The organism is Geothrix sp. (assembly GCF_049292215.1).
Classification (GTDB): domain Bacteria; phylum Acidobacteriota; class Holophagae; order Holophagales; family Holophagaceae; genus Geothrix.
Window position 1 is genome coordinate 116869 of record NZ_JBATQW010000035.1, and the last position, 12548, is coordinate 129416.

The following is a 12548-nucleotide window of genomic DNA, read 5'->3' on the forward strand; positions in this document are numbered from 1 at the left end:
GGGGATCTCCTATCATCAGAGGCTTGCTAGGATACTGCGGGGTTGTGTGACGGCGGGGCCATCGCATCTTCCTCTTGTCGAACTGGAAAGGAATCTCATGCGGCGCCTCATCTTCACCCCCGTCCTCCTCCTGACCCTGGCCTGCAGCTCCAAGCTGGACCGCCGCAAGGCCGAGGACCTGATCCGCAAGGACTATCCCGTGGTGGTCCCGGTGACGGTGCCAGAGAAGGCCTCAGCAGAAGTGGGTTCCCCTGCCCACCTGCGGCTCGCGACCTTGAAGGAGAACCTCGAGGCGAGCGGCTGGTTCACTTGCGAGCTCAGGACCGAGGGCGGGCAGGAGACCTTCACATTCCGTCTGAAGCCCGATGCCCCCAAGGCCATCAAGGCCGCGCCGAAGGGCGGGTTCGTGATGCCGGCGGCCGAGGCGGCCTTTGTCCGCACCACCAAGATGGAGCCCACCCGGGAGGGGGCCCGGATCATGTACGAGATCCGCCTGGAGAAGCCCACGGCCCAGTTCCCCCTCTTCCAGGCCCTGCACCAGGACGTGAAGGTGGGCCAGACCAAGATCCGCCACGCCACCTTCGAGAAGAAGAAGGGCGCCTGGGAGCTGACCGGCACCGACGAGGTCTTCCGCAAGGCGGAGTGACCCGCATTACAGCCTCATGGCTTGGGGGATCCTGCGGCCTCCAGTAGCCTTGAGACCATCGAGGTTCCTTTGGATCACAGTCCCGCCTTTCGTCTGCGCCGGTTCCTGAACTGGTTTCCGCTCGGCCTGACCTACGCGGCCATGTACATGGGCCGCTACAACTTCAATATCGTGAAGAACGACATCGGCGCCTGGTATCACCTGGACAAGGCCCAGATGGGCTTCATCGCCTCCGCCGGCTTCTGGACCTACGGGCTTTCGGTGGCCTTCAACGGACCACTTGCGGACCGCATCGGCGGGCGCAAGGCGATCCTGGTGGGCGCCCTCGGCGCGGCCCTGGTGAACGTCCTCATCGGCTTCATGTTCCTCAAGGGCGATGCCACCCAGGTGCTGGTGAGCATGAGCCTCCTCTGGAGCGTGAACATGTATTTCCAGAGCTTCGGGGCGCTCTCGGTGGTCAAGGTGAACAGCACCTGGTTCCACGTGAAGGAACGAGGCGTCTTCGGGGGCATCTTCGGCATCATGATCAGCTCGGGCTACTTCCTGGCCACCACCATCGGCGCCTGGCTGCTGGCCAGCTTCCGCAGCTGGACGGTCATCTGGTTCGTGCCTGCGGCGGCCATGGTGGTGATGTTCTGTGTGGACTGGTTCCTGGTCCGCAACCGGCCGAGCCACGCAGGACATGCGGACTTCGACACCGGCGACGGATCCAATGCCCATCACGCCGAGGACACCCCCCTGCCCCTCCGCGAGCTGATCCGCAAGGTGTTCAAGAACCCCATCATCGTGTCCCTAATCTTCGCGGAGTTCTGCACCGGCTTTGTCCGGCAGGGCGTCATGCTCTACTTCACCGAGTACCTGCAGGAGATCTACCACCTGGGCAAGCGGGAGCATCTGTTCTGGTGGACCGGCATCGCCTTCATGGGCGGCGGAATCCTCGGCGGGCTGGTCTGCGGATGGATGAGCGACAAGCTGTTCCAGTCCCGGCGCCCGCCCGTGGCTTTCGTCTTCTACCTCATCCAGGTGGTGATGCTGGCCCTGCTGGGCATGACGCTCGGTCAGGGCAGCACCGGCGGGCAGGTCTGGGCCGTGCTCCTGCTGGGCCTCACGGCCATGTTCATCTTCGGCGTCCACGGCATGCTCAGCGGAACCGCCAGCATGGACTTCGGGGGCCGGAAGGCCGCGGCCACGGTCACCGGCGCCCTGGACGGCATCCAATACATCGGCTCGGGTCTCACGGGCTTCGGCCTGGGCTGGATCCTGAAGACCTACGGCTGGGACGGTGTTGCCACCCACGGCCACCAGCCCACCCACGCCTGGGTGTGGGTCGGGTCCATCATCCCCTTCAGCCTCATCGGCGCCTTCATCATGACCCGCATCTGGAACGCCAAGGCGGGCGCCGGGGCGCACTGAAACGGATGCGCTCCTTCTAGCTCTTCGCCAGCTGATCGAAGGCTGCCTTCAGCCCGCTGTGGATGGCCTGAACGTCGGCGGGCTTCCACAGCTTCTGATCTTCGCGGACGAAGGTGGTGAGGTCGCTGCGGTTGTCGAAGCGGGCCACGGGCAAGTGGTAGACCCTGGTCGCGTAACGTTCGCCCTCCTGGATGGTGCGCTCCACGCGGATGGCGCCAGGGCGGTCGCCCTGCTCCATGAGCCAGGCCATGTCGTCGGTGCCGTACTGGCCGAGCATCACCTCCATGGGCACGCTGTGGTGCAGGATGCTGCCCTGGCCGTCAGGGCGCCCCCGTTCAATGTTCTTGCGGCGGCTCTCGGTGGGATCCACCCATACGTAGAGCACCGACGCCTTCTCAAGGATGGCGGGCGAGAGCGTCTGGAAAGCCGTGTCGTAGCCGTGGGGTGGGCAGAGGGGGAAAGCGGAACCGTGGGCACCGCCCCGGGCGGCCTCGATGACCAGGGTGCGGCCGGCCTTGTCCTTGGCGTTCTGGCGGTTCAGCACGTCCAGCTCGGCCCGGCACTCGACCTCCAGGGCCTCGGCCATGCACACCCGGACACGATGCGGGATCTCGCCCAGGGGCTGAGACAGGCCCACCTTTGCATGGGCCGCGTCCAGGCGGTCGAAGAGGTGCTGGGCGGCGCTGGACACCTCGGTCTGGCGGCTGGCCATGAGGTTCGCGTGATCCTCGTTCAGCAGCTCGATGAGCACGGCCCAGGTCCAGTTGTCGCGGAAGGGGCGGTTGGGGCCGTGGTAGTAGGCGTAGCCCAGGCCGTGGGCCTTCAGCTCGTCGTCAATGCGGTGCATGAGGTGGACATAGGGGTAGTCGTCCAGCTGCAGCGTGGGGCCCATGTGGAAGTCGTTCCGGCACTGGTCCGGCGTGAGGCTGGCCAGGTAGCGGCGTACCTCCGACTTGCCCGAAGCGGGCAGGCTGAAGAGCAGGATCGTGTCGAGGAGCTGGGTCATGGGTTCCACCAAGCGAATCCTCAAGCATGCCATGAGTCCTCGATCCCGGCCCGCTCTCGTGTTATGCCTGGAACATGCGTGACCGCGAAATCGTCGAACGCGTCCGGGACGCGACGGACCTGCTGGCCCTGGTGGGCTCGGCGGTGAAGCTTCGCAAGCAGGGCTCGGCCCACGTGGGCCTCTGCCCCTTCCACGCCGAGCGGAGCCCCAGCTTCCAGGTGGTGGCCAACCGGGGCTTCTACCACTGCTTCGGCTGCGGCAAGCATGGTGATGCCTTCGCTTGGCTCATGGAGCGGGAGGGCATGAGCTTTCCCGAGGCCCTGGAACAGCTGGCCCGGGCGGCGGGCATCGACCTGCCCCAGCGCCGCGAGCGGCCCTCGGCTGAAGTGGACCTCGAAACCCGCATGCGATCCGCCCTGGAAGCTGCCCAGGCCTTCTTCGAGACCCAACTGGGCCGCCACGAGGGCGCCCGGGCCTACCTCCGCGACCGCGGCTACGAGGGCCCCTTCCTGGCCGAGGCCGGCTTCGGCATGGCCCCCGATGCCTGGGATTCGCTGGTGAACCACCTGCGGGGGCTGAACTTCTCCGGCGAGCTGCTGGAGCAGGCGGGCCTGGCCAGCCGGAGTGAGCGGGGCACCCAGATCGACTTCCTGCGCAACCGCCTGACCATCCCCATCCACGATGCCCGGGGCCGGGTGGTGGCCTTCGGCGGCCGCATCATGGGGGAAGGTCAACCGAAATATCTCAACACCCGCGACACACCACTCTTCCACAAGGGCGGCACCCTGTTCGGCTTCCATCGCGCCAAGGGCGCCATGAAGGACGGAGCCCTGGTGGTGGAAGGCTATTTCGACGTGCTGCAGCTGCACCAGCACGGCATCCACCAGGCAGTCGCGCCCCTGGGCACGGCCCTGACTGACGAGCACCTCAAGGCCCTGGGCCGCTTCACGCGCCGCGTCATCCTCTGCTTCGATGGGGATTCGGCGGGCCGCCGGGCCATGGAAAAGAGCCTGCGCATGGCCCTGCCCCTGGGCTTCGAGGTGCGCCTGCTGGAACTGCCCCTGGGCGAGGATCCCGACACCTGGTGCCTGAAGCTGGGAGGTGAGGCCTTTCGGGAGCTCCTGCGCGCCGCGCCGGACTGGACCGCCTTCATGGTGGACCGCGCCATGGAGGGCAAGGACCTCCGCCGCATCACCGACCGCATGGGCGCCTTCAAGGACCTGCTGGACTTCCTGCCCTACCTGCCCCGCACCACCGAAAGCCGCGACCTATTCGCCAGCCTGGCCCACCAACTGCAGGTGCCCTTGCAGGAACTGGACCGGGCCGTGAGGGGGCGTGGCGTCCAGGTCCCTTCCCAGGATGCCGAGGCCCCGGTCATGGCTGGGCAGCCGGAACTCGACGACCTGATCCGCTCCCTGCTACTGCTCAGCACCGCCGGGCACTGGCGGCGGGTCCAGGAGGTCCCGGCGGCCTGGTGGGAGAGCCTACAGGGTGCTCCCCTCCTACAGGCGCTGCTCGATGCTGAAGGCGAGGTCGGGCTGCTTCCCGAGGGCGCCGTGGCGGCCCTCCGGCACCTGGAGGCCCAGGCCAGCCGGCAGGACGAGGCGGGCCGGGACGCCGAGTCGCTCTTCGCCCGGCTCGAAGGGCGCTACCTGGACCGGGAGATCCAGGCCAACAACCGCCTGCTGCAGGATCCTGCCACCATGGTGGACGGTGCCCTGATGGCCCGGGTGATGGGCCGGCAGAACGACCTCCTGGCCCGTCAGAAGGAACTCTCCCGCCGGCGCAGAGGGCCCCGCTGAGCCCGGCCCTTGCCTGAATCCGTGGATCCCGTATACTGAAAAGTTCCGGATTCGGCCGGTACATTGGCCGAACTCTGCATATCCCTCGGTCACCGGGTCCCCGGTCCGACGATCGCAGCGCTCTTTGAGGTACGAATGGTTCCGACGCCGCACCTAGATACCTACTACACGCTCACCAAAGCCCTCATCTCCATCGGAAGGAAAAACGGATTCCTGCTGGTCGACCAGCTCAATGATTTCCTTCCCAACACCGCCTCCAGTCCTCTGGACCTCGAGACGGTCATGGCTTTGTTTGCGCGCCTGGGTGTGGGCATCGGCGCCACCGAGGAGGAGGCCCAGGCGGCCCGCGAGGCCATCGAGCCCGAGTTCGTCCTAATCGAAGGCAGCGGCAAGGCCGAAAAAGACGGGGAAGTCGAAATCGACAGCCCCGACAGCGACAAGTTCAACGACCCCGTGCGCATGTACCTCAAGGAGATGGGCACGGTCCCCCTCCTCAAGCGCGAGGATGAGGTCGAGATCGCCAAGCGCATTGAGGTCGGCGTCCGCAGCGTCATGCGCGCCCTCTCCCGGTCCCGGTTGGCGGCCAGCCTGCTCATCGACATCGGCCGCATGCTGAAGGAGAACCCGGGCAAAATCCGCGAAGTGGTGGGCCTCTCAGACGAGGTGGATGACGACGAGGATGCCGAGAGCACCTCGGCCACCCAGCATGTGCACCACCAGTTCGAGAAGCTGCTGGTCTACGATCAGGCCCTGCAGGACCTGCTGGAGCTCAAGGTCAATGTCGATGCCGGCACCAAGACCCTGCCCAAGCGGCGCAAGCTGGGACGGGAGATTCTCCAGGCCCGTGGCCGCCTCTCCCGCCAGATCCGGAAGCTGGGCCTCAACAGCCTGGCCGTCACCCGCCTCATCGACCGCATCACCCATCAGCACAGCCAAGTGATGGCTGGGGAGCGGAAGTGCCGGGAACTTCGCGATCGCCTGAAGAATCCCGCCTTCGCCAAGCTGAAGGACAAGTACAAGGAGGAACTGGCCCACATCGAGAAGACCCTGGCCGACTTCTTCATCAAGTACGAGACCACCAGCGAGCAGTTCCACAAGGACTTCAACAGCCTCAAGGGGGCCGAGAGCATCAGCCGCGCCGCCAAGGCCGAGCTGATCGAAGCCAACCTCCGCCTCGTGGTCAGCATCGCCAAGCGCTACACCAACCGCGGCCTGCAGTTCCTGGACCTCATCCAGGAGGGCAACATTGGACTCATGAAGGCCGTGGACAAGTTCGAGTACAGCCGGGGCTTCAAGTTCTCGACCTACGCCACCTGGTGGATCCGGCAGGCCATCACCCGCGCCATTGCCGATCAGGCCCGCACCATCCGCATCCCCGTGCACATGATCGAGACCATCAACAAGCTCATCCGCACCCAGCGCGAGCTGGTGCAGAAGCTGGGCCGGGAACCCTCCAGCGAGGAGATCGCCCACGCCATGGATATGCCCGTGGGCAAGGTCCGCAAGGTGATGAAGATCGCCCAGGAGCCCATCTCCCTGGAAACGCCCATCGGCGAGGAGGAGGACTCCCACCTGGGGGACTTCATCGAGGACAAGACCGTGGTCTCCCCCGTGGAGCAGGTCGTGCAGCAGCGCCTCAAGGAGACCGTCCGCAACGTCCTCAACACCCTCAGCGAGCGCGAAGAGCGCGTCCTCCGCATGCGCTTCGGCGTTGGCGACGATGGCTCCGAGCACACACTGGAGGAAGTGGGCAGCGAGTTCGCCGTGACCCGCGAGCGCATCCGGCAGATCGAGTCCAAGGCGCTGAGAAAGATTCGGCACCCTCGCTATTCCAAAACGCTCAAGGCCTTTTTAGGCTGATGCCCGATCCGCCACGTCAAAAAGCCCCGCCTCGGCGGGGCTTTTTCGGTCATCCTGAACCCATCGCATCGGAGCCCCTGACAGTGCTTTCCAAGGATCAGACGCTGGGCAAATACCAGATCCTGGACCGCCTCGGTTCGGGTGGTTTCGGCGCCGTCTACCTGGCCATGGACACCTGGGTGAACCGCAAGGTGGCCCTCAAGGTGCCGCACCAGCAGCAGGAGGAGATCGTCGATCTGCTGAAGGAACCCCGCATCATGGCGGGTCTGAAGCATCCCAACATCGTCGAGCTCATCACCGTCGAGCGGAAGAACGGCATCTTCTTCATGGTGCTGGAATACGTGGAGGGTGAGGGCCTCGACCGTTTCATCCGCCGCGAGCGCGCCCTGCCGCCCACCCGCGCCCTCGAGATCGGCCTCGACGTCTGCTGCGCCATCGCCTTCGCCCATGGCCACCAGATCCTCCACCGCGATCTGCGGCCCGCCAACATCCTGGTGAATCGCGACGGCGTGGCCAAGGTCACGGACTTCGGGACCTCCCGCGTCCTGGAGATGCAGCACGTGCCCTATGCGCCCACCCGCATCGGCTCGCCCCCCTACATGGCGCCCGAGCACTTCCGGGGCAGGGCCGTGTTCCAGTCCGACCTTTGGTCCCTAGGCATCACCCTCTACGAGATGCTGACGGGCACGGTGCCCTTCTATGACGCCGACCCGCTGAAGATCGCCCAGGCCTTCACCACCCAGCAGATCGTGGCGCCGCATCTGCGGAACCCGATCGTTCCCAAGGCCTTCTCCGAGGTGGTGATGAAGGCCCTGGCCGTGAACCTCGGGGAGCGCTACCTCTCGGCGCAGGCCCTCCTGGAGGCCCTGCGCCGACTCAAGGAGAACGTGGCCCGGGAGACCCGCCCCCTGGGCACCGCCGTGCTGTCCACGTCCACCTCCGGTCCCCACCCCTCCCTGCGGGCCGCCTCCCAGTCACGGCTCTGCCGCTTCTGCTACCGGCAGCTGCCCCGGATGGCGATGGTGTGCCCCAACTGCGGCGAAAAGACCACGTGATGGACTGGCATCCCGCCAAAGACGCGGTGCGCCGGCTCTGGAACAGGCGATGGGTCCGTCGCGTCTCCTATGCGCTGGTGGGCGGTGCCACCCTCGTTACGGTGACACCCTGGATCGCATCCAGGTCGGCTGTCCTGCGCTGGGTGGTGGGTCGCGTCGATGCCGTGGTCCGGGAGGAGACGGGGCTCCCCCTGGCCATCGGCCGCATCGAACTCCATCCCATGCTGGGTTCCCTGGTGCTCCATGAGATCCAGCTGGGAGGAGATTTTCTAACCATCCGGCGGGCCGAGGTTCGCACCGACCTGTGGTCCCTCCTCGGGCCGACCCGCCGCATCTACCGCATCCAGGTGGAGCATCCCCACCTCCGCCTGACCGAGGCCGGTCTGGCCGCCATCAGACTGAAGGAGCACCCACCCAGAACGGGCCCCCTGCCCCAGTTCCGCCTCGACAGCTTCAGCCTCACGGGTGGGGAGATCGATGTGCCGGAGCCGCTGCGGGGGATCCCCGCCCTGCGCTGCCTATTCGAGGCGAAGGGGGGCGGCCTGGGGCCCAATCACCTTCGCCTGGAGTTGGCCGGGGCCCAATTGGCCGTGAAGGGTCCCCGGGGCTGGGAGAAGGGTCGCCTCGACCTGAACGGGGAGGTCTCCGAGCCGGCTCTGGTGGTCCATGAAGCCTACGTCCGGCTTGGCGATAGCCAGGCCCGCCTGATCGGCCGGTTCGACCTGAAAACCTCCAAGACCGCAGACCGGATCGAAGCCAGGCTGACCGGATTGCTGGACCTCCCGCAGGCCGCCCGCTGGGGCGGGGTCGCCCCGCCTCCGCTGTCCGGCAGCCTGGACCTCATCGGCACGGTCCAGGGCTCGCTGGCCCAGCCCACCTGGACCTTCACCGCTGAAGGCCAGGACCTGCGCCCCAGCCTGGCCTCCTTCGTTCCGGGCAGGCTGGACCTCAAGGGAAGCGGCAGCCTTGACCAGGCCCGGCTGGAGCACCTCCGGTGGGCCTCCCCCCAGGGCGACCTCGAGGTCAAGGGCAGCTGGTCCCGCCATGCACCTGTACAGGCCGACCTCCAGGGCCAGGACCTTGATCTGGAAGCCGTGGGCACCCTGCTCCGGCTCCCCGAGCTCCGCGGCACCCGGGCCAGTGTCCAGGCCCAGGTCAAGGGCCCCCAGCCAGGGAGTTCGCCTGGGCGTCCGGACCAGTGGCAGGCCAGCGCCCGAGTGGCCCTGACCCAGAATGGCCGGGAAGCCGGCGGCCTCTCCGCAACCCTGGACCGGGGGCAGGCCACCCTTGACCGCGTCAAGCTCGACCTCGACGCCCTGAAGCTCGAGGGCCGGGGCTGGGCCACCCTGGACGGCCGGGGCCTGGTGCAGCTCGAAGGCGCCGGGGAGGCCGCCCTGGACGCCAACCAGGTGGGCCGGGCACTCCAAGCCTGGCAGATCACCAACCTGGACATGGAGGGGCAGACCACTGCCCAGGCCAAGGTGCGCTGGAGTCGGCCGGGGGGCCTGGAGCTGGATGGGTCCGTCGGGGTGGACCACCCTCGGTGGCACGGAGCCCGGGCCGATGCCTTGTGGGCCAGGCGGGTCGAGATCCGCGGCGCCGACCTTCGGATCAGGGACATCGAGCTCAGCAAGGACCAGGGCACCGGCAGCGGTGAGCTCTGGCTGACCTGGGCCAGGACCGCCCCCGGCCAGGCCCAGATGGACATGTGCTACACCGCCCACCGGTTGCCCGTAGCCGAGGGACTGCGAGCCGCCGACCTGAAGGATGAAGCCGGGAAGGACCTCCCCATCACCGGGAGCGGCAGCGGCTGGGTTCGGCTCCATGGCCCCTACGACCACCTTGCCATGTATGGATCAGCCCAAGTCGAACAAGGTGAAGCTTACGGAATCAAGATTCCAGTAGCCTCCTCCGACTTTTCTATGGACATCGAAGCCCTCCAGATGAAACTGACCGACCTCCGGGTGGCCGAACGACCGGACCTGCTCGGCCATGGTGAGGCTGCACCCGAAGGCGTCCTGGCCCTCCAGGGGCAGGCCGACATGGACTTCCAACGCTGGACCTGGTGGGTGGATCTGGGCGGGCGCCTGGACTCGGAGCTGCTATCCCTGCCCGGGCCTCGGCTCCAGGCCCAGGTGGAGGTCCACCTCCTCGGACCGATCACCGCCCCCTTTGGCGGCTACGACCTGCCCGAGGGGCGGATCCAAATGAACCGGGGCCGCATCTTCTTCGGAGATCGGAGCGTGGAAGGTCTCCATGCGCGAGCCACCCTGGAGAAGGGCACCCTGGCTGGGCAGCTCGGCAGCGAAGGCATGCCCAGTCCCCTTCTGGAGGCCCGGGTCCGCCAGGAGGGTCCCGACCTGGTGGGCCTGCTGAGCCTCAAAATATCCCCCGAGAGTGCCCGCACCGAGCTGCTGGCCCGGGGCCTGACGGATGATCTGTTGGAGGACCTGACGCTCTCTGCCACGGCCCAGGGCCGATGGCAGAACGGCCGAGACCTGGCCTGGAGCGGCTCCCTGGATCAGCTGGCGGCCCAGTTCGGCGCCTTCGAGTTGCACCAGACCAGCGCCTCGACGCTGCGGGGCAATGCGCTCGGGGCCTCCGTGGATCTGAGCCTGGAGGGCGGCGCCCGCGGGCCGGTCAGCGGGGTCAATCCCCAGGCGGCCCAGGTGCATCTTTCGGGTACGGTTCCCTTCTCCGGCATGGTTCCCATGGCCCTCAAGGTCCAGGGGTCAGCGGACCTCGCCCACCTGAAGGCCATCCTCGACCGCTTCATGGAGGTGGACGACTACAGCCTGCTCTCCGAGCTGACCGTCCAGGGTACGAGCCGCTTTGACACCCTGGCCCACGGGACCTACCTCGAGCCCCTCCTGGATGGGGTCGTGTCCCTGGACCATGGGAGCATGAACCTCCGTGGCTACCAGGGTGCCGAGGGCATCCAGGCCGAGCTGATGCTCAAGGACCGGACCGTCACCATCGCCGAGGATCGTCCCGTGCGGGGAACCCTGGCCCACGGGGAACTCAAGGCCAGCGGCGCGATCACCTGGCGCCTGGGCGGGCTGGACACCTACGCCCTAAAGGCCCTGCTCACGAACTTCCAGCTGCGCGACGTGCCCGATGGCCTGGACCTGCAGGGCACCCTCGAGGCGAACCTCACCGGCACCGAGGAGGGCGGCCTGCTTAAAGGCCGGCTGCGGGCAGACCGCCTCAGCTACCAGAGCGAAGTCAAGCTGTCGGACCTGATCCTGCGGAGCGCCCTCAGCGACAGTGGCGGCCTCACTGGGCTGGACCTGGACGATCCCCTCGAGCGCATCCGCCTCGACCTGGAGCTGGATCTGCGGACGCCCTGGAGCTTCGATACCAACCTCCTGAAGCTCGAAGGCCGCACCGACGGCCCCTTCCAGGTGCTGGGCACCCTGGGCCACCCGGTCCCGAAGGGCACCATGGTCTTCCAGGCCGGGGGCCGGGTCACCAACATCTTCCCCGCCGGCGACATGGTCGTGGACCGGGGCTCCCTGAGCTTCTCCGAGTTGCGGGCCCTGGATCCGATCATCAACATGCAGGGCAGCGTCAGCTCGATCCCGGGCTACACGGTGAACCTCGACATCCGCGGCACGCTCAGCAACCTCACCATCGTGCCCAGTTCCACCCCCAGCCTGCGGCAGGACGAGATCGTGGCCATCCTGATCAACCCGGGCAACGTGGCCAATGTGGGCACGGCCGGGGGCTCCTCCGGGGCCACCCAGGGGGCCATCACCTCCGGCCTCGCCAGCGCCGGCTCCGGGCTCATCACCACCCTCGCCTTCGCGCCCTTCCAGGAGCAGCTGCGCCGCACCCTGGGGCTGGACCGGGTGAACGTGGCCGTGCGCACCACGACCCTAGGCAGCACCGAGACCGAGGTGACCCTGGGCAAAAGCGTGAACCTGCTGGGCCAGCGCAGCGCCTTCGTCGTCTCCCACAAGAAGACGGGCGAGCTGAGCATCACCTCCGGCCAGGTGGAGTGGCGCTTCGGCAATGTCATTCTCCAGCTCGGCGCCAGCAAGGGCGGCGATGCCGGGATCAACCCCTCCGGGGAGATCCGGCACACCTGGAGCCCCAAGTAGCCAAGGAGCTGCCCATGATCATGGTGAAGGCCTTCGCACGGTACCGGGCCCTGCTGGGCTTCAGCGAGCTGGAACTGCCCGCAGCGCCCACCCTGGGCGACCTGCTGCTCGACGCCCGCCTGGCCCCCCTGCCACCGGAGGCCCTGCTGGCCGTGAACCAGAGCTTCGCGGACCGGGCCACGGCCCTTGCCGACGGCGACGAAGTGGCCCTCATGCCACCCGTCTCAGGGGGCTGATCACACCTCGCGGCGAATCTCCAGCACTTCACCGTCGCTGATGCGCAGCAGCTCCTGGAAGGCGGGCTCGCGACGGAGGCGGTCCTCCGGGCGCTCAGCCGTCGGCACCGTGTCGGAATCGTCGAAGGAGACCTCGATGACCTGCAGGCCTGGCAGCACCGCCGCCAGGGCCGCCAGGAGGTGGGGGCTGGCCGACTCCCGCTCGAAGTCCCGCAGGGTCTGGCGCACATTGCCGGGGAAGCGAAAGCGGAGGGTGGGTGCGTCCCAGCTCAGGTCCGAGGCCAGTTGGGGCGCAGTGGCCAGGCCGCGCAGCCCCTGCACCTGCCGCAGGGCCTCGGTGCAGGCGGCCCTCAGCTGGTCGGGTGCGGCGGGAACCCGGGGAGAAACCGGCTTCGCCGCTGGAGGCGGAGGCTGGGGGGCCGGCCGG

At 67.4% G+C, this 12548-nt stretch carries 8 protein-coding genes and 1 pseudogene; 7 read left to right on the forward strand and 2 right to left on the reverse strand.

Annotation, left to right across the window (positions count from 1 at the left end):
- Positions 1–97 precede the first annotated feature (97 nt).
- Both WAS25_RS06780 and WAS25_RS06785 read left to right on the forward strand, forming a co-directional pair.
- Positions 98–646, forward strand: coding sequence for a hypothetical protein (locus WAS25_RS06780; protein ID WP_422310759.1), 549 nt, complete (start codon positions 98–100; stop codon positions 644–646).
- Positions 647–715: 69 nt separating this feature from the next.
- Positions 716–2059, forward strand: a complete 1344-nt coding sequence (locus WAS25_RS06785; protein WP_422310760.1) for an MFS transporter — start codon at positions 716–718, stop codon at positions 2057–2059.
- 16 nt (positions 2060–2075) lie between these two features.
- Here the strand turns inward: WAS25_RS06785 and WAS25_RS06790 are convergent, their stop codons facing one another.
- Entirely contained in the window at positions 2076–3065 is a 990-nt protein-coding gene (locus tag WAS25_RS06790) for a hypothetical protein (RefSeq protein ID WP_422310761.1), read from the reverse strand.
- Between the two features lie 74 nt (positions 3066–3139).
- On the opposite strand from WAS25_RS06790, the gene dnaG reads away from it, so the two are divergent.
- The 5 genes from dnaG (at position 3140) to WAS25_RS06815 (ending at position 12121) form a co-directional block, all read left to right on the forward strand.
- Complete coding sequence (gene dnaG, locus WAS25_RS06795; RefSeq protein WP_422310762.1) at positions 3140–4867, forward strand: DNA primase; 1728 nt, start codon at positions 3140–3142, stop codon at positions 4865–4867.
- A 135-nt stretch (positions 4868–5002) separates the two neighbouring features.
- Positions 5003–6727, forward strand: coding sequence for an RNA polymerase sigma factor RpoD (gene rpoD, locus WAS25_RS06800; protein WP_422310763.1), 1725 nt, complete (start codon positions 5003–5005; stop codon positions 6725–6727).
- Positions 6728–6810: 83 nt separating this feature from the next.
- On the forward strand, positions 6811–7782 hold the full coding sequence (locus WAS25_RS06805; protein WP_422310764.1) for a serine/threonine protein kinase: 972 nt from the start codon (positions 6811–6813) through the stop codon (positions 7780–7782).
- Positions 7782–11885, forward strand: coding sequence for a translocation/assembly module TamB domain-containing protein (locus WAS25_RS06810; RefSeq protein ID WP_422310765.1), 4104 nt, complete (start codon positions 7782–7784; stop codon positions 11883–11885). The genes WAS25_RS06805 and WAS25_RS06810 overlap by 1 nt, the downstream gene beginning before the upstream one ends.
- 14 nt (positions 11886–11899) lie before the next feature.
- Positions 11900–12121, forward strand: coding sequence for a MoaD/ThiS family protein (locus WAS25_RS06815; RefSeq protein WP_422310766.1), 222 nt, complete (start codon positions 11900–11902; stop codon positions 12119–12121).
- On the opposite strand, the pseudogene WAS25_RS06820 reads toward WAS25_RS06815, so the two are convergent.
- Positions 12122–12548 (reverse strand): annotated as a pseudogene (locus WAS25_RS06820) (hypothetical protein); the annotation flags it as partial.

What these genes read in the sequence shown, in the direction of transcription:
- WAS25_RS06780 (WP_422310759.1), top strand. Translation starts at nt 98, where the DNA reads ATGCGGCGCCTCATCTTCACCCCCGTCCTCCTCCTGACCCTGGCCTGC.
- WAS25_RS06790 (WP_422310761.1), bottom strand. Translation starts at nt 3,065, where the DNA reads ATGACCCAGCTCCTCGACACGATCCTGCTCTTCAGCCTGCCCGCTTCG.
- dnaG (WP_422310762.1), top strand. Translation starts at nt 3,140, where the DNA reads ATGCGTGACCGCGAAATCGTCGAACGCGTCCGGGACGCGACGGACCTG.
- rpoD (WP_422310763.1), top strand. Translation starts at nt 5,003, where the DNA reads ATGGTTCCGACGCCGCACCTAGATACCTACTACACGCTCACCAAAGCC.
- WAS25_RS06810 (WP_422310765.1), top strand. Translation starts at nt 7,782, where the DNA reads ATGGACTGGCATCCCGCCAAAGACGCGGTGCGCCGGCTCTGGAACAGG.
- WAS25_RS06815 (WP_422310766.1), top strand. Translation starts at nt 11,900, where the DNA reads ATGATCATGGTGAAGGCCTTCGCACGGTACCGGGCCCTGCTGGGCTTC.